The 20,213-nt window shown below is 54.0% G+C and carries 14 protein-coding genes; 7 read left to right on the top strand and 7 right to left on the bottom strand.

Features of this window, described 5'->3' with window-relative positions:
• Positions 1–43 precede the first annotated feature (43 nt).
• Positions 44–1,597: a protein kinase gene (locus tag SFX18_12510; GenBank protein MDX1963969.1), complete on the bottom strand. Its 1,554-nt coding sequence runs from the start codon at positions 1,595–1,597 to the stop codon at positions 44–46.
• The gene (locus SFX18_12505) at positions 1,581–2,186 is read right to left on the bottom strand and encodes an RNA polymerase sigma factor (protein ID MDX1963968.1); all 606 of its coding nucleotides are present in this window, start codon (positions 2,184–2,186) and stop codon (positions 1,581–1,583) included. The genes SFX18_12510 and SFX18_12505 overlap by 17 nt, the downstream gene beginning before the upstream one ends.
• Before the next feature lie 304 nt (positions 2,187–2,490).
• On the opposite strand from SFX18_12505, the gene SFX18_12500 reads away from it, so the two are divergent.
• The 3 genes from SFX18_12500 (at position 2,491) to SFX18_12490 (ending at position 7,832) form a co-directional block, all read left to right on the top strand.
• Positions 2,491–2,838, top strand: a complete 348-nt coding sequence (locus tag SFX18_12500; GenBank protein ID MDX1963967.1) for a hypothetical protein — start codon at positions 2,491–2,493, stop codon at positions 2,836–2,838.
• Between the two features lie 94 nt (positions 2,839–2,932).
• On the top strand, positions 2,933–5,254 hold the full coding sequence (locus tag SFX18_12495; protein MDX1963966.1) for a DEAD/DEAH box helicase: 2,322 nt from the start codon (positions 2,933–2,935) through the stop codon (positions 5,252–5,254).
• 178 nt (positions 5,255–5,432) lie between these two features.
• On the top strand, positions 5,433–7,832 hold the full coding sequence (locus tag SFX18_12490; GenBank protein ID MDX1963965.1) for a 3'-5' exonuclease: 2,400 nt from the start codon (positions 5,433–5,435) through the stop codon (positions 7,830–7,832).
• Between the two features lie 79 nt (positions 7,833–7,911).
• Here the strand turns inward: SFX18_12490 and crcB are convergent, their stop codons facing one another.
• Both crcB and SFX18_12480 read right to left on the bottom strand, forming a co-directional pair.
• On the bottom strand, positions 7,912–8,307 hold the full coding sequence (gene crcB / locus SFX18_12485) for a fluoride efflux transporter CrcB (protein MDX1963964.1): 396 nt from the start codon (positions 8,305–8,307) through the stop codon (positions 7,912–7,914).
• A gap of 109 nt (positions 8,308–8,416) precedes the next feature.
• Positions 8,417–10,000 carry a hypothetical protein gene (locus tag SFX18_12480; GenBank protein MDX1963963.1) on the bottom strand — a complete coding sequence of 528 codons (1,584 nt, stop codon included), beginning with the start codon at positions 9,998–10,000 and terminating at the stop codon, positions 8,417–8,419.
• A gap of 1,038 nt (positions 10,001–11,038) precedes the next feature.
• On the opposite strand from SFX18_12480, the gene gcvT reads away from it, so the two are divergent.
• The 4 genes from gcvT to gcvPB all read left to right on the top strand — a co-directional run bounded on the left by gcvT (position 11,039) and on the right by gcvPB (position 15,820).
• Positions 11,039–12,259, top strand: a complete 1,221-nt coding sequence (gene gcvT / locus SFX18_12475; protein ID MDX1963962.1) for a glycine cleavage system aminomethyltransferase GcvT — start codon at positions 11,039–11,041, stop codon at positions 12,257–12,259.
• 99 nt (positions 12,260–12,358) lie between these two features.
• Positions 12,359–12,751 carry a glycine cleavage system protein GcvH gene (gcvH, locus tag SFX18_12470; GenBank protein ID MDX1963961.1) on the top strand — a complete coding sequence of 131 codons (393 nt, stop codon included), beginning with the start codon at positions 12,359–12,361 and terminating at the stop codon, positions 12,749–12,751.
• A 116-nt stretch (positions 12,752–12,867) separates the two neighbouring features.
• A complete protein-coding gene (gene gcvPA, locus SFX18_12465) occupies positions 12,868–14,241 on the top strand; it encodes an aminomethyl-transferring glycine dehydrogenase subunit GcvPA (GenBank protein ID MDX1963960.1) in 1,374 nt (457 codons plus the stop codon).
• A 112-nt stretch (positions 14,242–14,353) separates the two neighbouring features.
• Positions 14,354–15,820 carry an aminomethyl-transferring glycine dehydrogenase subunit GcvPB gene (gene gcvPB, locus SFX18_12460; GenBank protein MDX1963959.1) on the top strand — a complete coding sequence of 489 codons (1,467 nt, stop codon included), beginning with the start codon at positions 14,354–14,356 and terminating at the stop codon, positions 15,818–15,820.
• 150 nt (positions 15,821–15,970) lie between these two features.
• On the opposite strand, the gene SFX18_12455 is transcribed toward gcvPB, so the two are convergent.
• From SFX18_12455 to SFX18_12445, 3 genes are all read right to left on the bottom strand, one after another.
• Positions 15,971–17,569: a hypothetical protein gene (locus SFX18_12455; protein MDX1963958.1), complete on the bottom strand. Its 1,599-nt coding sequence runs from the start codon at positions 17,567–17,569 to the stop codon at positions 15,971–15,973.
• A 223-nt stretch (positions 17,570–17,792) separates the two neighbouring features.
• Positions 17,793–18,722, bottom strand: a complete 930-nt coding sequence (locus SFX18_12450) for a dihydrodipicolinate synthase family protein (GenBank protein MDX1963957.1) — start codon at positions 18,720–18,722, stop codon at positions 17,793–17,795.
• Positions 18,723–18,755: 33 nt separating this feature from the next.
• Positions 18,756–20,087, bottom strand: a complete 1,332-nt coding sequence (locus SFX18_12445) for an MFS transporter (GenBank protein ID MDX1963956.1) — start codon at positions 20,085–20,087, stop codon at positions 18,756–18,758.
• Positions 20,088–20,213: the final 126 nt, after the last annotated feature.

Raw genomic sequence — 20,213 nt, 5'->3', positions numbered from 1 at the left:
GCCACTTGGCGATAGAACTGGAATATCCGCCTCATAAAGGCGATTAGCAAACATCCCGCCAATCGATACCACAGATTTCTAGGATTTTTTTGGCCTCATCCGGAGTTGTCTCGAATATTGAGCCAGCACCTTGCTTAAATGCAGAACAATTCATCAAAACAGGTTCACTATTTTTATATTCCAACAAGTTGACAGGATGAGCGAATTTGAACACTTTTTCCAAGACGATTCTTGTAACTTTTCCTTTGACATTTAAATCATAAACGCGACAAAGACCAATGGCTTGCTTTCGATCACTTTGCCACGCAAGGACCAAATCACCAACTTGCATCTGCTCAAGTACAAGTTTTCGACTCGCATGACTTTGGATTGAGCCTTCTTTGATATCATCGTGTACGTGACCCCAAGAAATTACTTTGCTGTTTTTGTTAAAAACATGTTTTTTCCAATCACCTGCGGCCTCTGATTTTGCATTGCATTTGTAGACCCAGAGGGGCGGCAGTGAATCTGTAAGCTTTGATTTCTTAGTCCGCGCATTTTGTGAAACTGGACTGCGAATCGAAGCCACCTTCGTTGGCTGTTTGGAAGCAGGGAGTTTATTCAAAGCGTTAATGATTTCTTCAAAAGACTGATACCGCTCTCTTGGATTCCTTTTGAGACATTTTTGCAAAATCTCAAATATGTCATTAAGCAAAGGGCTGCGCACATCTGGTGCCTTAATGAAACTTGCGAGACCTGGGGGCTCGCCTTTCAATACATAATAGAAAGTAGCGCCGTAGCTGTAGATGTCCGCTCGAGTATCAACTGCACTTGATTTTCTAAACTGCTCCGGGGCCATGAACGCATATGTACCCGCAACCCCTTGGTAAGAAGTTGCTAGTGAAGTGGAATTACCAATAGCTATTCCAAAATCAGCTATTTTTGCATTTCCAAGTTTATCAATCAGGATATTTGAAGGCTTAAGATCACGATGCGTAATTTGCAGTTTCTCAGCTTCATGCATGCCCCGCGCGACTTGGATCATCCATTCAGCAACTTTTTCTTTGTCAACGTGTCTATCCGCTCTTAAAATGTATTGTTCAAGTGAGCCGCCCTCAACAAATTCCATTATAAGAAATGATAAGTGATTGAAAATTATTGGGTCATCGTAAATTTTCACGACATAGGGTGACTGAATTTTCTGCATTGCCTTTGCTTCGCGTTCGATACGTTCGCGAAGTTGATTGCAAATGACTTTAATGGCCACTTGACGCAGCGTAGGTTTTAGTTGCTGTGCAAGAAACACATGGGCAAAACCACCGCTCCCAAGCACCATAACTAATTTATAGTTACCCCCAAGAAGTGTTTTGATATTATCTTTGACCTTATCAAGTTCTTTGGTAGCACTTGATAACTGTTCCGTTATTTGTTGATCAAAAAAAGTTAACCTAAGCAGACCGCTGACCGTATTGACAGCTTGAATCTGTTGGTCAAGCTGTTCTTGAATGTCTGGCCGGTTACGTAGAAGTTTTAGAGGCTTTAGTTGACCACCATTTGAATTCCATTCATGAAAGGCTTTCTCGATATCGAGTTGGCTAGTGTTAGTTTTGGTTTCCATTTAACCTCCTCGATGCTTCTTTCTTTGCATCTTCATATCGACGCTTAATCGTGCTTATCGGAATTCCGAGAGTGGAAGCAATCTCTGAGAGTGATAGACCACCATAGAACCGCATTTCCAGTAATTGACGATGATCTATTTTCAACGTGCCAATGATCGAATGCATCAAACTAGCCGCTTCTGTGGTTTCAGCGCGTTTGACAGGTCCCATTGTTTTTGCCTTTGCTTTACTTAGAGCAGATGAGTCGTTTTGTACCTGGACCTTCTCGCTTTGTTTCTTTAGCTTTCTGTGTAAATCGATAAGCTGACATCGGATAGTCTTGGCAACGGTATACATGAAATGCTCAACATCATTAATTTTTCGTTGATTCTTGAATGATACAAGGAGGCGTGCATTCACATCGCTAACAAGAGCATCAATATCATATCTGCCTTTTACTAATGGAAAACTTTTAAGCATTTTAGTGGCATATGCCTTGAGTCGCTTTTGGGCGCGTTCCAAAAGGTCTTTACGCGCAGATTCATCCCCTTTCTGCAAGCGATCAATGCACAATTGCATTCGGGTAGTATCGCCATATTTGCGTTGCATCGCCTTTGGCTCCGGTTCAACTGGCTACGTATTGGAATATGGTTAATATTTTAATCCTCCAAACGCAAAATGCCTAGTATCAGTCTAGGAAAAAACCATAGGCGGCCTTGCAGGTCGCGCAATTCAGCCTAGACGGTTTACTGCTAAGTTGCCGATGCCAAGATTTTTTTATGGATTAGGATAAAGGCGTATCCTTCGAGATTTTAGTGATTGTGAGGAATCTGAAATGGATTTTAACAACAAAACGGACCGCTTCCGATTTTTCTTCGTTTAGGTTAATTGTCGGTCTGACGCATAACCCAAGATGGAATTAAAAAACCCAACAATTCTGATGAAAAATCCCCCCCAAACATTCCGTGACGCCATCCAAGCCACCCGGAACAATGCTGCGGTTGCCGCCTGGGAACGTGCCCGTGTTGCTTCCGAATTGCGTCGGATTTCAGCCAAACAAGGCCATTTACGCGCAGCGCAAAGCTTTTCGCAGTTGAAACTTAGGGCTATCCAACGTGTAGCTATGCTGCAACCCGAAAAAGTCCGTATTTCAATTGATTCGACCTACCAGACAGGACTTGTCAGCGTCCGCTTCGATGGACATGGCTGTTTTCATCTGCCAGCCAATTCACCGATCACAAGACCCTCGAAAGGCGTCTAAATTGACCTAACTCAAAGCTGCAGCATGAATTCGCTTGTTTAGTCACAGTACACAGATTTCATTTCACTGCCCTAGAATTCTTTTGGAGCAAACGATGTCGACGATGAAAACTTGGGAATCCGAAGTTTTGCTAAATCCGGCGAATACGCAGTACCCGAACAAACCTCGAGATCATCAGGTTGCTGCTTGGCAAGCCATGACGAAACACTTTCTTGACCAAGAACATCAGACTGGCATGATCGTGATGCCAACTGGTGCTGGCAAGACTGTGGTTGCGGCCAATTGGCTGCTCGAACATCATGTTCGGATGGGCGGGCGGGTGCTATGGCTATCCCATCGTCGTAGTTTGCTTCGCCAGGCATTAGACACTTTCTACCAGTGGGGCAACTCAGTGTATCCGAAGCAAAAATTAGGATTAATTGCCATTTCTTCCAGTGATTCTACTTGGTCCATGGTCACGCAAAAGCACGATGTGGTATTTTCGTCGATGCAAAGCGCGGTTCGACAAGACAACCTCGATTATGTCGATTTATTTATCGATGATTCAGACCAAGGAACATTTGTAGTCGTCGATGAAGCCCATCACGCCAGTGCTGCCAGTTATGCTCGACTGTTGCGTCGTCTCAAGAAACGACACTGCAAAGTGCTGGGGTTAACTGCCACGCCGGTGCGTGGCGATATCAAAGATCAGCAGCGATTGGCAAATTTATTCGACGAGTCGATTGTGTACCAAATCAATCGACAAAAGTTAATAGATGCAAACGTCCTGGCAGTACCTTGCTTTGAAACTGTCGATACGCGGGTTGAAGCCGAAAAAGATTTCACGCCCGAAGATTACCGTCATTTAGCACGTTGGGGCGAAATCGCTCCCGGCGTATTAGGTCGCCTAGCGAAGAATGCACCTCGGAACAAACTCATAGTCAATCAATACCTCATGAATAAAGACCGTTATGGGCCAACTATCGTTTTTGCCGCGGATGCGCTGCATTGTGTCACGTTGGCGGAAGAATTTCAAAAGGCGGGGGTTCGTGCCGACTATGTGACCCACAACCGGAACGATGCCCAGGAGGTGATGAGTCACTATCAAGCAAAGAAGAAGCTGGATGTGATTGTCAATGTCGAGATGCTGACCGAAGGGTTTGATGCGCCTCATACTCGCACGGTATTCATTGCGCGCCCCACTAAGTCCGAAACTCTTATGACACAAATGGTTGGACGAGCCTTGCGGGGCAAGAAATCCAACGGAAATGACATGGCATACCTTGTTACATTCCTTGATTCTTGGAAGCAATTTGATGTACTTGATCCCAAATATGTGCTGGGAGATGCCCAAGACAACGACATCGCGCCCAACAAATATAAGCCAATTTCCACATTGCCGATTCCTATTGAATTGGTTCGAGAAGCCTATCGCTTGGTTTCAAATAGCTGCGCGGCGCATTTAGAAGGCGTCTTTCAATGTCTGCCGCATGGCTGGTTGATTTGGTGGGACACATCCGAAGACGACCAGAATCAGCGGACGGTCATGGTTTTTGAAAACCAACGCGAAGGTTATGATACCCTATTGGCCCACCTTAATGCTTCTAAAAATATTCCCGAGGATGTCTCCGAGGACTATGCTAGAAACTTGATTCAAAAATATTTTGTTGATGCTCCAGATCCTTTGCCATCTTGGTTGGATATCCAATCGTTACTGGAGGCTAAGCGTAATAACATCGAGATCCATCAATACACTTTTGATGATAAAAGGAATTTTGACCCATCCGCGCTTGCAAAACAAATCTTTGAACAGCAAATGACACCAAAACTGATGCAAGAGCGCATGCAAGAAATCTGGAATCGATTGCCAGCGTGTAGCTTTGTTTACCGCGACAATTTTCACGCCTTTGCAGAAGATGTTTCTCGGGAATTAACTACCTTAATCACTCCCCCTCCATTTCCATTGGAGCCTGAAACTTTAAGTCTTGTTCCCACCGCGAAACCTAATTCCTGGGGTAACCAGGATGCAGGTTATAACCTCGTGAAAATTCGTGACATTGTGCTTGCAGCCAAAGCTCATTTTCCGAATGGAACTCCAAAGCTGGGCGATCTGCGTTGGATGAATCGAGTCAGCAAGGGCTTGTTTGGCTTTTACCGACAATCTGATTGCAGTATCAGCATCAATCCAATTCTGAATTCACCGGATGTACCTCAATTTGTGATGGAGTTTCTCTTGTACCACGAATTGCTGCATGCGGACATGCCCTATGCAGGCCATAACCCTGACTTTAAAGCTAGAGAGAGACTGTTTCTTCCCTCGTCTGGGGCAATTAAAGAGGCTTTTGAGCGAGGAATTAAACCAGCCACGTCTAACGGGGTATGGCGGGCACGTGCCAATAGTTTTCTGGACACGTTTCAAGCTAACTGGGTAATGTAGAAGTTCCCTAGATATAAAGTTAGGCATACGCAAAATTTAGCGTTTAGCGAAGCGACTAAGAACTTTATCTAGGATGTATCGCGTAGCCTTGCATATTCAGCCACTTTCTCCTGTATAATGGAGCTAAGCCTGTGGGCATTCCAGGCTAGTTAGGAGGCCGCCCCCTCACGGAGGAACCATGTCAGACATTACGGATCAGCACAACCCCGACCATCACGACCTGTTGTCCATGCTGACCCCCGCGCAGCGGGCGGCGGTGACCACCATTGCCGGGCCGGTGCTGATCCTGGCCGGGCCCGGCAGCGGCAAAACCCGCGTCGTCACCCATCGCGTGGCGTACATCCTCCGCCAGGGGGTGCCGGGGCGGCAGGTCCTGGCGATGACCTTTACCAACAAAGCCGCCGACGAAATGAAACGCCGGCTCGAACTGCTCGCCCCCGGCCAAAACGTCTGGGTCAGCACGTTTCACCGCTTTTGCGGCAGCCTACTACGCCGCTACGGCGAATTCGTGGGCCTGGGGTCGAACTTTACCATTTATGACACCGGCGACAGCCTGCAACTGCTGAAGGAAACAATCCGCGCGCTCCCGGTGCAACTGACGCATGTCACGCCGGAGCGGATCCAGCAGGCGATCAGTTGGGCCAAGAACAGCCTGATTTTGCCCGAGCAATACGAGTCCCGCCCCGGCCACCCGATCGGCAACTTGGTCAAGCAGATTTATCCCGCGTATCAAAAAGCCCTGCTGTCGGCCAACGCGGTGGACTTTGACGATATGCTGCTGCATGTGGCGCAGCTACTACGCGAGCAATCGGAGCTGCGGGCGGCGCTGGACGAGCGTTATCGCTATATCATGGTGGACGAATACCAGGACACCAATCTTGCGCAGTACATGATCGTGCGGGGGATGTCGATCGATTATCCCAATCTGGCCGTGACAGGGGACCCCGACCAGTCGATCTATGGCTGGCGCGGGGCGAATCTGAACAATATCTTGGACTTTGAACAGGATTATCCGCAGGTGGCGATTGTGCGGCTGGAGCAAAATTACCGCAGCACCAAGGCGATCTTGCGGGCGGCGGACGCGCTGATTAGCCATAACAAAAAGCGCAAGGCCAAGTCGCTGTTTACCGACAATGACGAGGGGGCCGCCGTCACACTGACGCGCTACTCCAACCAGCAGCACGAGGCGGACGCCATCGCGGTGGCGATCGCGCAAGCCATTCAAAAGTCGGGCCGCCGCGCGCGGGACTTTGCCATTTTTTACCGGATGAACGCCCTGTCGCGCACGCTGGAACATGCCCTGCGCGAACAAGGGGTGCCATATCAGTTGGTCCGCGGCGTGGAATTTTACCAGCGCAAAGAGGTCAAGGACCTGCTGGCCTATTTGCAGTTGCTAAATAACCCGCGCGATCTGGTGGCATTTCGCCGGATTGTGAATCTTCCCGCGCGGGGGATTAGCAAAACCACGGTGGACGCCATCGAACAATATGCCAACTTGCACGGCCTGGGCATTACCGACGCCGCCCGGCAAGCAGGATTAATCGCGGAGCTGAACAAACGGGCGATGGCCTCGACGGCCAAATTCATGGCGCTCTTTGACCAGTTGCAACTCGCGCGGGAAGCCCCCGTGGAAGAGGTCTTGGGGCAGGTGCTGTCCCTCACCGGTTATGACAAGCTGTACGCCGCAGCCGACCCCGAGGATGAGGAACGCCTGGCCAATATTCAAGAACTACTCTCGGCGGCGGCCGAATTTGACGCCCAGCATCCCGATGACGGCGGGTTGGAGCAGTTTTTGGAACAGGCCTGCCTGACCAACGATATCGATGGCTGGGAGACCGAGGTTGACCGCGTGTCGCTAATGACGTTGCACGCGGCCAAGGGGCTGGAATTTCCCGTGGTCTATTTGATCGCCGTCGAGGAGGGCTTGTTGCCACATGAGCGCAGTCGCCACGCCGCCGACGAACTCGAGGAGGAACGTCGCTTGCTATTCGTGGGCATGACCCGCGCCCAGGCAGAATTGCACCTGAGCACGGCGCAGATGCGCACGTTTCGCGGGCAGACGCGGATGACCATCCCCAGCATGTTTTTGCTGGAGCTGCCCAGCGGCGAGATTCACGTCCGCGAACTGACGTGGCTGGAACAGGACGACGGCCACGCGGATCATATTCACGAAGATTTTGAGGAACGGGTGATTCCCGTGCGGGCGGATTTGCAAACCATTTTGGAAAGTAAGCTGGAGCGCATCGCCCAGTATAAATTGCAAACGGCGGCGGAACTGGCGGTCGCGGAGAATGGCCCTGGTGGCAATGGAGGGCATCATCTGTCCGGAGAAAGTGGTGCCGAGGGGTCTGCGGTGACCGCTCCGGACTCCCCCGCGCGGGAAACACCCCCTCCGCGCGTCCCGCCCGAGGCATTCGCCCATGGCATGGTGGTGCTGCATCCCGAATATGGCCTGGGAAAGATCACCGCGCTGAGCGGTCGGGGGATCCGCCGCACGGCAACGGTCAAGTTTGCGACCGGGGCGGGGGAAAAGAAGTTTTTACTCGCCCACGCGCCGCTGCGCCCGGCGAAGGAGTAGTGGATGGTGGGATGTGGAGAGTGGAGAGTGGATGGTGGGGAGTGGAGAGTGTAAATTCTTAATTCTTAATTTTTAATTCTTAATTTTTATATGCACCCGCCGCCGCGATTCCTCCCCACACGGCCAACCAGCCTAATAGCACTTGGGCCAGGACATTTACCATGGCCCAGTGCCAGCCGCGCGATAGCTGCAACTCGTGCGAATCAAAGGCAAAAGTGCTGTAAGTCGTGTAAGCCCCTAAAAAGCCGGTAAAGAAGAGTAGCCGGAGGGGGTGGTCGTCGGGGACGCCGCGCGCTAGGGACCATTGAAAGCCGAAGCCGAACAAAAAGCAGCCGAGGATATTCACCGTCAGCGTCCCCCAGGGCCAGGCGTTTCCCAGCAGGGACTTTACGCCCAACGCCGTCCACCACCGTAGCAGGGAACCGCTGGCTCCACCCCCGGCCACGCACAAAAGATTTAACAGCCAAGCGGGCATGGGAGGCGGGGGAATTTTAGATTGATCAATGCAGAAGGCAAAATGACATGCCTGCCAAAAGCGCATCGTTACGCGCTGGCTTATATGGGCGTCACGCCCTGGCCCGGGCTTAAAATGGTTCCGGTCCTGGCAGCGCGTCTTCGGTCACTTTCTTAGATGTCATCACGCTAGGGGGATCCGCCAATGTCGGTTTGCCGGTCGCGCTTTCACCGCTTGCGCCACTGCCGTTCCCGCTGTTGCCAGTTCGGTCCAATGCGGATGATGTGGAACTGGTGGAAGTTAATATGTCACGCCCACAGGCATCGACGGGAATTTTGAAAGTTTCCGTGCGGGGGACCAAAATTGTTCGTTCGATGGGGGTGCGGCGTTCGACGATGCGCGGGGTGCGGACGACTCGTTCCTCGGCCACCATTTTGCAGACTTGGACGGGAATTTCCTCGACGCGTTCCTCGGTGACCATGCGGGTGGTGTGGACGGGAACCTTGCGGACGATCTCTTCGGGGACATAGCGGCAGACCTGCACGGGGACCATGTTTTCGACCCGTTCGGTCACTTTGCGCACGGTTTGGACGGGGACCTTGCGGACGATTTCCTCTTGGACCATGCGGGTGGTTTGGACAGGGACCTTGCGAACAATTTCTTCCTGGACCATGCGTACGGTTTGGACGGGGACCTTGCGGACCATTTCTTCCTGAACCATGCGGGTGGTTTGCACGGGGACTTTTTGGACGACTTCTTGTTCGACCATCCGCGTGACCGAGACCGGCACCTTGGTCGCGACGGTGCGGGGCTGCATGGTGGTCACAGGTGTTTGCACCGCGACGGGGTTAGAGTTCCACACGTTGACCGTGGCCGGTTGGGAGGGACCGGCGACCGTGCCCCAGCCCAGGCCGCCCCTTTGGAATTGGGTCATGCCAGTGACGGGATCAACCACGCAGCCATTAGGCCGGAACATCAGCCGTGTGCGGGTGGGGCCGGGAACGCAGACGGTGGCCTGGGACATAAATCCCTGGTCAACGACATTGGTTTGAAAGGTGGTGACGGGATCAAAGACCGTGTGAAACTGCTCCCGTTCAAATGTCTCGGTAACGGGGCGCCGGACTAAAAAGCGGTCTTCGCGCTCGCACGTCTCGGTAACGGGTCGGGCGACGAGATAGCGTTCTTCCCGTTCGCTGGTTTCGGTGACGGGCTTGGTGACCAGATAGCGGTCCAACCTCTCGCAGGTCTCGGTGACGGGCTTGCTGACAATCACGCGTTCTTCGCGCTCGCTGGTTTCCACCACTTCGCGGACGCGGTCATAACTGCAATCCCGCATGGTGGTTTCCCACACGGGTTTGTAGGTGACAAACCGTTCTTCGCGCTCACTGGTTTCGGTGACGGGCTTTTGCACGGTAAATCGCCGTTCGCGCATTTCCGTTTGCCACACAGGCTTAAAGACGGTGATGGTCGATTCATCATAGACGGTTTCGCAGTCGATCTTGTACGAAGTGACCGCTCGCTGGTCAAAGACGGTCCGGCTTTCCAGGCGAAAGGCGGGCGTGGCAACCACAGCTGGAGTGGTCCAGCAATCATTGCAGGATGCCCCGACATTTTGGCCCCAGCTATCCTGAGTCCAGAATGCGGTTCCCACCGGCAGGCCAATGGCGGCGGCCAGGGTGGTGGATAAAGCGGCTAACTTGAATTGGCGATTCATAACGGCGATCTCACGAACAATTTGCGATCAACTTGGTGCTGTCCGGGGTCAACATTTATCCCATCCGCGGTAGGTAATAAATTTGCCTGACAAGGGTCAGTTGCGGGCAAATGTTTTCTCCACCGCGGTATGACAATAAAACAGGGGTCCCCCTGTTGAAAGAAGCGCGCGGCGACGCGCACTTCCTGTAACAGACGGACCCCCGATCCTTGGGCCACTGAACAAATGTATTACGTGACAGTCTCGATGTCGGTTTACCGCAGTCCCGAATTTTTTTAGGGAACATGGCAACCGTGACTGCTAGCATGACCGATCATGCCAGCCTCGCGACTGTGCGGACAGTGGACTCCATCATTGCAATGTGGGCGCAAAATTGGACCTTGGCAAATGCTATTTTTTGCCCCGCGCGGCTAGTCCTGACTCAACTACACAGCCGATAACGACTTAGGACAAAAAAATATTTTTTCAAGTTTTTGCCCGGACTGGCCGAAGGTGTCGGGGCGTTTTCCTAAATCCCCTGCTAGCAACAACTTAACCGCTAAAGGCTGGCTATTCGTCAAGGTTTGCCAAGCCGCCAGTATGTATAGTTAAATATACGCTAAAGGCACATTCCCGCGGACAAGGCAGGCTGGCTAGACCAGGGAAGAATGCTGGCGACGATGCAAATTTTTTCGCGTAAGAAAAACTGTCGAAATCTCGCTACTGTACAGACTCTGGTCAAAGGACTAAAATCCCAGTGTCCTTTGGCAATTTGGCGCTCCGTGGAAGAAGCCCGACTTGGTTCGGTGAATGACACACATTATGTGTGCAGGTCACCTTACCGGGGGTCAGGCTCCCATGCTCGCGCGGTAATCCCCGGCCTGGTCAGCATTGCTGACGCTGGCCGTGGTCAAAATTATTGTAGCCACGGATGTGCTCTCAACACTGCCTTCGGGGCATGTTCCGTTCCTGGCACCGGTAGGACCACATTAGCACGGTGAATCCAAAATAAAGCGGATTGGCCCATTTTTGACCAAAAAATATAAAGATTTGCCGCACGTGACCCAGCCCAATCTATCTTTGCCGCTTTTGCAGACACCGCTGCATGCCTGGCATGCCGCCGCTGGCGGTCGCATGGTGGAATTTGGCGGCTGGTCCATGCCGGTTCAGTACAGCTCTATCGTGGCCGAGCATACCGCCGTCCGTACCGTCGCCGGGCTGTTTGATGTCAGCCACATGGGCCGGCTGCTGTTTTCCTCGAGCGCGGGTGATTCTGTCACCCAGGTGCTGGCGGCCGTGGACGGTTTAACCACGCGGCGCGTCAGCGATTTGGCTCCTGGGCAGATTCGCTACAGTCTGCTCACCAACGATGCGGCGGGGATTCTGGATGATGTGCTGGTCTATCATGTTCCCGCGGGCATATCAGGGGAAATTGCCGCTACAGTTGCAGATACTCCCGCAGGTGAAATACCCCCTGGTCCGCAGGTGGGCATGGTGGTCAACGCCAGCAACCGGCAAAAAGTGATCGCGTGGCTGCGGTCGCGATTGCCTCGGGCAATAACTGTGCATGATTTGACCGCTAGCACGGCGATGATCGCCGTACAGGGACCGGACGCGCTGGGGCTGGTTGCGCGATTTGCGGATTTCTCACCCGCAACATTGAAATACTATCACTGCGGCCGAGGGCAGGTGGGCGGGGTACCGGCGCTGATTAGCCGGACCGGCTACACCGGGGAAGATGGCTGCGAGCTGATTATTCCCGCCGGAGCGGCGGTGGATGTTTGGCAAAAATTGCTGCAAGCAGGCCAGACTCATGGCGTTATGGCTTGCGGCCTGGGTGCGCGCGATACCCTGCGGCTGGAAGCCGCGATGCCGCTGTATGGGCATGAACTGGATGAATCGACCACGCCGCTAGAGGCGGGCTTGGGCTTTGCCGTGACTTTAGGGGAGAGATCGTTTCCCGGTCATGCTCTATTACAAAGCCAAAAGGAATCTGGCGTAGCCAAGACGCGGGTCGGCCTGACGGTAGAGGGCAAACGCGCCCCGCGCGAGCAATATCCCGTGCACGCGGCGGTTACCAATGGAGCAAATAGTCCTGACCCCGCACCGCAAATTGGCGTGGTGACCAGCGGCACCTACTCGCCCACGCTAGAGCGGGGCATCGCCATGGCGTACGTTCCGCCGGGTGTTTCCGCGCCCGGGACAGAACTACAGATCAATCTGCGGGGGACTTTGGTCCCGGTCACGGTTGTGCCGCTGCCATTTTACAAGCGTAAGTAACTTTAACACACAAACCACCACATCAGCCGCCACGCCCTAGCGTCCGGTTGAATAGTCTTCCCACCATCCACTAACCACTTTCTTTCCCCACCACCCGCCATGTCACAGACCAATCTGCACTATGCCAAAACCCACGAATGGGTCCGTTTAGAAACCTCGGGCGAACAGCAAGTGGCCGTGGTGGGAATATCGGCCTTTGCCGTCGAGGCCCTGACGGACCTGGTTCATATGCAGCTTTCCCCCGTGGGAAAACATGTCAATGTGGGAGACGTATTTGGTGAAATCGAATCGGTAAAAGCGGTTAGTGATTTGTATAGTCCGGTGGCGGGAGAGATCATCGCCGCCAATACCGACTTGGCCAATCGACTAGAAACGCTCAATACGGATCCCTACAACGCTGGATGGCTAGTGAAAATCAAGCTCGATTCCGGCGCGGGAACGGGACATCTGCTGGATCATGCAACTTATGAAAAAGAATGCCACAACCATTGAGGAAGGCAGAATTCAGAATGATGAATGCAGAATGAGATACCAGTTATCCACTTCCCGTCTCCCGCCTCTCACCTCCCAACTCACTATCCACTACCCACTAACCACTCTCCTCCCGCATGGCTTACCTGCTTAATACTCCGCACGATGTCGAAACCATGCTGGCCACGATCGGCGTGCAGTCCATTGACGAACTGTTTACGATGATTCCGCCGGAATTGCGGTTCAATCGCCCCCTGAACCTCCCTCCCGCCCTGACCGAGCAAGAGTTAATGGCCCACATGGGGGAATTAGCCGCAAAAAATGTCTCCCCGGCGCAGCGCGTCTGCTTCTTGGGCGGGGGGGCTTATGACCACTTTATCCCCAGCGTGGTCGATTACGTGGCGGGACGGGGAGAGTTTTACACCAGCTACACCCCCTATCAGCCGGAAGTTAGCCAAGGGAATGTGCAGGTCTTCTTTGAATATCAAACCATGATCACCGAGCTGACCGGCCTGCCGATCAGCAACGCCAGTTTGTATGACGGGGGAAGCGCCGCGGCGGAGGCGGTCCTCATGAGCATCAGCGCTACCCAGCGGCATAAAAAAGTGGTCACCGCGGCCAGCGTCCACCCCGAATACCGCGCCATTATCGAAACTTACTTTGCGGATTTGGATACCGAACTGGTCACCGTGGGGACGCCGGATGGCGTGGTCACTCCCGAGGATTTGGCCGCCGTCGTCGATGACCAGACCGCGGCCGTCCTTATTCAACATCCCAACTTTTTTGGCAATCTAGAGCAAGTCCAACAATTGGGCCAGATCGCCCATGCCCGGGGGGCAATGTACATCGTCTCGTTCGATCCGATCAGCCTGGGACTGTTGCAGCGACCGGGGGATTACGGGGCGGACATTGCCATTGCGGAGGGACAATCCCTAGGGACGCCGCTGCAGTATGGCGGTCCCTACCTGGGCATCATGGCCTGCCGCGAGGAATTTGTCCGCCGGATGCCCGGTCGCATCGTGGGACAAACAGTCGACCGTCGCGGCCAGCGCTGTTGGGTGCTGACCCTGCAAACCCGCGAACAGCACATTCGCCGGGAAAAAGCGACTAGCAACATTTGCACCAATCAGGGGTTGTTTGCCCTGCGGGCGACAGTGTATCTAGCGTCGTTGGGTCCCCAGGGCCTACGCGAGACCGCCAATCTGTGCCTGCAAAAAGCCCATTACGCCCAGCAACAGTTGGTGCGGCTCAACCGGTTTGGCGCGGCGTTTGATCGGCCGTTTTACCAGGAATTTGTGATCCGCGATTACGACGGGGCAGTCATGGAACTGCTGGAAACCGCCGGAAATGCGGGCTACTTTGCCGGTATTCCCCTTGGTCAGTGGTACCACGACATGGCGGATTGCTTGTTAGTAACCGTGACCGAAAAGCGTACCAAGAGCGAAATCGACGGCTTGGTCCGGGCATTGGCATCAGCCCCCCGCCGACAAGTCCTACTCGCGGGATCTTAATGGTTTTTGGTATTTGGTTTTTGGAGTCTGGAGTTTAGAGACTAGAGACTCTATTTTGCTTCACTCCTCCATTCCTCAAAACTCCACTCCTCCACTCCTCCACTACTCCCCTATGCGCAACACCCGTGCCACGGCGTTACTTTTTGAACAGTCCCTTCCTGGCCGCCGGGCCACGCGGGTGCCGGTGTGTGATGTGCCGGAGCAACCGCTGACGGATCTGCTGCCCGCGGATGCGCTCGCGCGCGATGTCCCCCCGTTGCCCGAAGTGACCGAACCACAGATCGTCCGGCATTTCCTGAATCTCTCCACGCTGAATATGTCCGTGGACACGCACTTTTATCCGTTAGGTTCCTGTACGATGAAGTACAACCCCAAGCGCAATGAACAGGCGGCCAACTTGCCCGGCATTGTCGATTTGCACCCCTACCAGCCGGAAGAAACGCTACAGGGTTTATTGCAGCTCCTCTTTGAGATGCAGCACTATCTGGCGGAGATCGCCGGGTTGGACGCGGTTTCCCTGCAACCGGCGGCGGGGGCGCATGGTGAATTGACCGCGCTCATGGTGGCGGCGGCCTACTTTCGCTCGCGGGGAGAACACCGGACCAAGGTCCTGGCCCCGGATAGCGCCCACGGTACCAATCCCGCCAGCGCCGCCATGGCCGGATTTGACGCCATCACGGTCAAAAGTAACGTCCAGGGGTTTGTGGACCTGGACGATTTGCGGGCCAAGCTGACCGACGACGTCGCGGTCTTTATGATCACCAATCCCAACACGCTGGGCCTGTTTGAGCCGCAGGTGAAGGCGATCGCCGACCTGATTCACGCGCGGGGGGGGCTGATTTACCTGGATGGGGCGAACATGAACGCCATCCTGGGCAAGGCCCGCCCCGGCGACTTTGGGGCGGATATGATGCACTATAACCCGCACAAGACGTTTAGCGGCCCGCATGGGGGGGGCGGTCCGGGGGCGGGACCGATCGCCGTGAGGGGCATGCTGGCCCCGTTTTTGCCCGTGCCGCGCGTGGGCCGCGACGGCGACCGTTACTTTTTGGATCATGACCATCCCCATTCCATCGGCCGGGTCCGCAGCTTTTTTGGCCAGGTGGGCGTGCTGGTGCGGGCGTACTGTTACATTCGCAGCTATGGACCGGACGGGCTAAAAAGCGTCTCCGAAAACGCGGTGCTCAACGCCAATTATCTATTGGCTAAGGTGAAACACATTTTCCCGGTGCCGCATGGCGACCGCTGCCTGCACGAATTCGTGGCGAGCGGCCAAAAGCTGAAGACCGAGAAAGGGATCAGCGCGATGGACATCGCCAAGCGGCTGTTGGATTACGGCTTTCACGCGCCGACGGTTTATTTTCCCCTGACCGTGCGCGAGGCCCTGATGATCGAACCGACCGAGACCGAAAGCCGGGAAACGCTGGACGCCTTTGCCGAGACGCTGTTTCGCATCACCGAGGAATCCGCCGATTACCTGCACAGCGCGCCGCACTCCACCGCGACCAGCCGCCCGGACGAAGTGGCCGCGGCGAGAAAACCCGTGATGAGCTGGGGTGGGGAGGGCATGGGGCATTGAACTTAACATACTATTTAGCTGTAAACCGAATTGTAATTGGCCCTCCACTGGCGGAACGCCAGTGCCACTTGGTTTTTTATAATGGATGATTCGCGGTGCAAGGAAATGGAACCGGCAAGAGCGTGGCAAGGACTGGTTAAGAAGGGTATCCTAAGTTTGGGACGTTAGAGCAATACGAGGCGCACAAGTGCTCAATCTCTTTGGCCCGTTCCATAAAATGTGTCTTATTCCAAAATATGATATTGCCAACACAGCCAGCATCCAAAACGACGGCTCGGGAATGATCTCATAGACGTAAACCGAGCTTGTGTAGGGGAGGTCACTCGCTCCAGTCCCGAGAGCACTAATATAAATGCGGTTTTCAAAAGTCGTGACAGACCCTGTGTAGCTGATAGATGAATCAGGGTTTATTATCGTTGCCAATAATTGCCCACTGTGTCCGTCATAGAGATAGACTTGAGAAGTGCCACTTAAACCGTTTTGCAAATAGTTGCTTTCTCCAATCAGGACTTGGCCAGCGGCATTAATCGCCAATGTTTGACCAAACTCTGCATTTTCTCGAGGAAAAGGGCTGTGGAGCGCGTGCAACAAATTTCCGGATAATGCATCAAAAATATAAACCATCCCGGATCCGTATATTCCATTAGTGTCTTCTTCATCGGCACTAACAACTATCAATTGCTCATTTGCAGCTACGTTATAGCCAAACCAATCCCATTCTAAAAATTCCATTGTATGGTTGGGATTTTCCAGTGTACCCAACACTTGACCCGACTGACGATCTAATTCCCACACACGCCCCGCAAAATTACTTGGCTCATTTAACGGACCATCGGCAACGCAACTGATTAAAATTGAATCCCGATTAACTACCATGCCACTATATCCAAAAAGGTCGCCCCAGCTTGGCTCCGGATTGGGTATGGTTAGCTCTAACTCCCTCGTATTCGCGTTGTATAGATACACTTGGCCGATATATAGGCGATCATTTTGGTAATCGTTCGCTGGATCACTGTACGAAGGAGCCGCCACCAGCAAACTCCCCGATCCGTAGGCTATGCTGCCGCCAAATTTCGCGGATACAGGCTCTGGATTCTGAATTTTTCCCAGGTAATTGCCCGTGACCGCGCTAAACGCATAAACGCGCTCCTGCAGCCCTATAGCCGATAGAAACACCTGTCCATCGCCGCCCGTCGCAGCTTCGGCGAATCGATCCAGGTTCATCGGCTCGGGATTGCTTAAAGCGAACTTGTATGCACCCGTCGCTCCGTCAAACAGATACGCTTTACCATTTGCAAAATTTTGCACATCCACTGAAGGAAGATGTTCTGTAACCGCAGGTGCGGTTACCAATAAATCGCCATCGATTATAGTTAATAGACTGCCAAAACCCTCGCTTGGCTGCCCGTCAGGCGCGGTCAACTTGTACAAAAGCCGCGCTTCAACCGCCTGGGCCGGAGTATTAGCAGTAAAACAGGCGAGCAACGCCAGACAGAACATCACATATTGGTGAATCGGGCGGGAAACGGAACCCCGCTGGGGACACCCATCAAGGTATGGCATCCCCGCCATTTGAAAAACACCTGCAGGCATATTTTTGCTCCAATACACCAAAATATTGCCTCTCAGTCGCGTTCCGCTGTTCAAAACCGCTATGATGCCGTTCAATGCTATTCCCATAAGATGCATTCCCCTCAGCCCCGTCAAGGATTTGGTTCCGAAAAATTGAAATATACGAAATTCGCGCATGAACCTATTGTAATCAAAATATTGGGCTAGGGGGCTGGCCGATGCCCGGCGGACATGTCAATTAAAAGAATAAATAAATAATTATATTTGTGGTGTGTTGTCGGTTACTATAAAGATGACGCTCCTCCGGAGCTGAATTCCGCCACTCGCTTCTCCCGTCTTCTGTCTCTCGTCACTCGCCTCCCATCTCCCGCCTCTCATCCCTTGCCTCTCATCTCCCCTCCTACTCCCCAACCGGCTCTTGGTCGATCCAGCTCCAAAATTCCATCTCATCCAGTTGCTTACGCAATGTTGACGCTTGGGCGGTGGTCAGCGCGACCAGTGGCAGGCGCGGGGGGCCTACGGGAATGCCCAGCCAGCACATCACCTGTTTTGTCGCTGGCAGGTATCCCGCCTGGACCAGCGCGGCAATGACCCGTGCGGCGCGAAATTGTTCTTGGCGGGCGAGCGGCAGATCATGTTCCCTAAACGCCCGCCACATCCGCAGATAAATCGGGGCGGCAAAGTTATAACTGCTGCCTATCGCCCCCGTGGCGCCCAATGCCAACGCCCCCAGCAGCGCCTCGTCCAATCCCCACAAGATGTCATACCGCCCCCCCTGGTATTGCAGGCAAAATTGAAACGTCTTTTGGTCGGGGTTGGTAAATTTTAGCCCGTTCAAGCGGGGTAAATCGGCCTGTCCCTGCTCCAGCAATTCCGCCATGGATAAACTTAGTCCGGTCATGACGGGAATATCATAGGCATAAAAGGGTAAATCCGGCGCGGCGGAACTAATCTGCCGCAGGCAAGCGATCAGCGCCGGGATGTGCGGCGGCTTAAAATACGACGGCGCGACCGCCGCGATCGCCAACGCCCCTTGTCGCTGGGCGTGCCGGGCCAGTTCGGCGCTATCAGCCAGGCAGTTGCTCCCCACGTGGACTACCACCTGCAACTTTGTGCCGCGGGCGACCGTCAGCCAGCGCTCGGCGATCGCCTGCCGCTCGGCCACGGTCAAAGAATGGCTCTCGCCGGTGGTTCCGCAGATAAACACCCGCTCCACGCCCACGGACAAGAAATGCTCGGCGGCGCGGTCAATTGCCGCCAAATGCAGGCTGCCATCGTCCAAGAAAGGTGTATGCGCGGCGGCGGTTAAACCGGTAAGGCGGAGGGACATGCAAGCGACTTTCTGCAAAAAGGGGTGACGAAGTTAGTGTTCCGGTGGCCCGGCGGATTGTTCGGGTTGGGGCTTAATGAGCAGGACCAATCCCACGGACAAGAGGGCCACGGCGCCAAACACGCCAAAAATCAGATTCAATGGCACTTGCCGATCGCGCAGTTCGCCAAAGCCCCAATCAGCCAGCCCGCCACAACTGATACTTACCAAATTCATGATACCATACCCGCTGGCCCGTAGTCCCGGACGGACAATCTGCGTCAAGATGGGCATGTTATTACAGTCAAAAAAGCCCCAACCGACCCCAAAGACCACCAAGAACAGTATTGCCAGCAACAGAGTGTCGGCATTTCCCACGCCAAACAGCGCCGGAATCAACAGCGTCATTCCCAGGGCGCTCACATAAATTCGTCCGCGAATGTTTTGGCGCATCCAGCCATCGGCCAGCCAGCCTCCGGCAAACACGCCCACCAGCGCGGCCAAATTGACGTACAGCGTGGCCGAAACTCCGGCCAAACCCTGCCCAATCATGAATTTGTCCTTGAGGATCGCGGGCATCCAGTCCTTAACCACCCAACCGGCCAGCGCGGGGAGCGTAAAACACGCGACAAGCAACAAGAATGACCCGTTGCCTAATAATTCGCGTAGCGTTTGACCGATGGAGGGGGCGCCGGACCCGCTGGATAGTGCACTTTCGGTCGTTGCGGCGGATGGGCTGCGCGGTTTATCGCGCAACATTAGCCACAGCGGCACCGCATACAGTAGTCCCGCCATGCCGCAAATATCAAACGCGCTGCGCCAGCCCCAGTCGGGCGCGTCCGCCACGTAGCCGCCAAAGCCCCCCAGGATAATTCCGCAATAAATGGCCGTCTGGTGCAGGCCAATCGCGCGCGAGCGCGTCCCTCCGCTGTGATAATCGGCGATGAGCGCGAGCGCCGCGGGTATATAAAACGCCTCGCTGATTCCCATCCAGGTGCGCGTCCACAACAGGCCGTCATACGTGGTGACTTGTCCTGTCGCCCAGGTGACCCCCGACCAGACAAACAGGCTGCCGCAGATGGTCCAGCGGCGACTAAACCGGTCGGCCAGATACCCCCCCAGCGGACTAAAAAACGCATACACCCATTTGAACTGGCCCAGCATGTAGCCCCAGTTGGCTTCGCGGGCGATATCGGGAATATCCGCCATGACGGAGGATTTCATGGCGGCCAGCATCTGCCGGTCCAGATAATTGAGAAGCGCTACGGGCCATAAAACCAGCACGACCAGCCAGGCATACGTCCAGAGGCCGCTGGCGGGATCAATCGGCGGAAACCGCCGCGGGGTTTGTGTGTCGACGGCTTGAGGCGCGGCGTAGGGATTCATGCCAATATCCGCGTGTGCCGCGTTTTCCGCTATCATTGATACAAGTACAACCGCTGATCAACAAAACTGAGTGGATTATGCGTTCCCCACGGGTCGTTTCGCAAGTCCCGCCGCCGCGCTTTCTCC

It is taken from the genome of Pirellulales bacterium, from assembly GCA_033762255.1.
Taxonomy (GTDB): Bacteria; Planctomycetota; Planctomycetia; order Pirellulales; family JALHPA01; genus JANRLT01.
Note: the sequence above shows the minus strand (reverse complement) of the source record. Positions and strands in the feature narration are given on the sequence as shown.

What these genes read in the sequence shown, in the direction of transcription:
- crcB (MDX1963964.1), bottom strand. Translation starts at nt 8,307, where the DNA reads ATGCCCGCTTGGCTGTTAAATCTTTTGTGCGTGGCCGGGGGTGGAGCC.
- SFX18_12500 (MDX1963967.1), top strand. Translation starts at nt 2,491, where the DNA reads ATGGAATTAAAAAACCCAACAATTCTGATGAAAAATCCCCCCCAAACA.
- gcvPA (MDX1963960.1), top strand. Translation starts at nt 12,868, where the DNA reads ATGGCTTACCTGCTTAATACTCCGCACGATGTCGAAACCATGCTGGCC.
- SFX18_12455 (MDX1963958.1), bottom strand. Translation starts at nt 17,569, where the DNA reads ATGCGCGAATTTCGTATATTTCAATTTTTCGGAACCAAATCCTTGACG.
- gcvPB (MDX1963959.1), top strand. Translation starts at nt 14,354, where the DNA reads ATGCGCAACACCCGTGCCACGGCGTTACTTTTTGAACAGTCCCTTCCT.
- SFX18_12445 (MDX1963956.1), bottom strand. Translation starts at nt 20,087, where the DNA reads ATGAATCCCTACGCCGCGCCTCAAGCCGTCGACACACAAACCCCGCGG.
- SFX18_12495 (MDX1963966.1), top strand. Translation starts at nt 2,933, where the DNA reads ATGTCGACGATGAAAACTTGGGAATCCGAAGTTTTGCTAAATCCGGCG.
- SFX18_12490 (MDX1963965.1), top strand. Translation starts at nt 5,433, where the DNA reads ATGTCAGACATTACGGATCAGCACAACCCCGACCATCACGACCTGTTG.
- SFX18_12480 (MDX1963963.1), bottom strand. Translation starts at nt 10,000, where the DNA reads ATGAATCGCCAATTCAAGTTAGCCGCTTTATCCACCACCCTGGCCGCC.
- SFX18_12505 (MDX1963968.1), bottom strand. Translation starts at nt 2,186, where the DNA reads ATGCAACGCAAATATGGCGATACTACCCGAATGCAATTGTGCATTGAT.
- SFX18_12450 (MDX1963957.1), bottom strand. Translation starts at nt 18,722, where the DNA reads ATGTCCCTCCGCCTTACCGGTTTAACCGCCGCCGCGCATACACCTTTC.
- gcvH (MDX1963961.1), top strand. Translation starts at nt 12,359, where the DNA reads ATGTCACAGACCAATCTGCACTATGCCAAAACCCACGAATGGGTCCGT.
- SFX18_12510 (MDX1963969.1), bottom strand. Translation starts at nt 1,597, where the DNA reads ATGGAAACCAAAACTAACACTAGCCAACTCGATATCGAGAAAGCCTTT.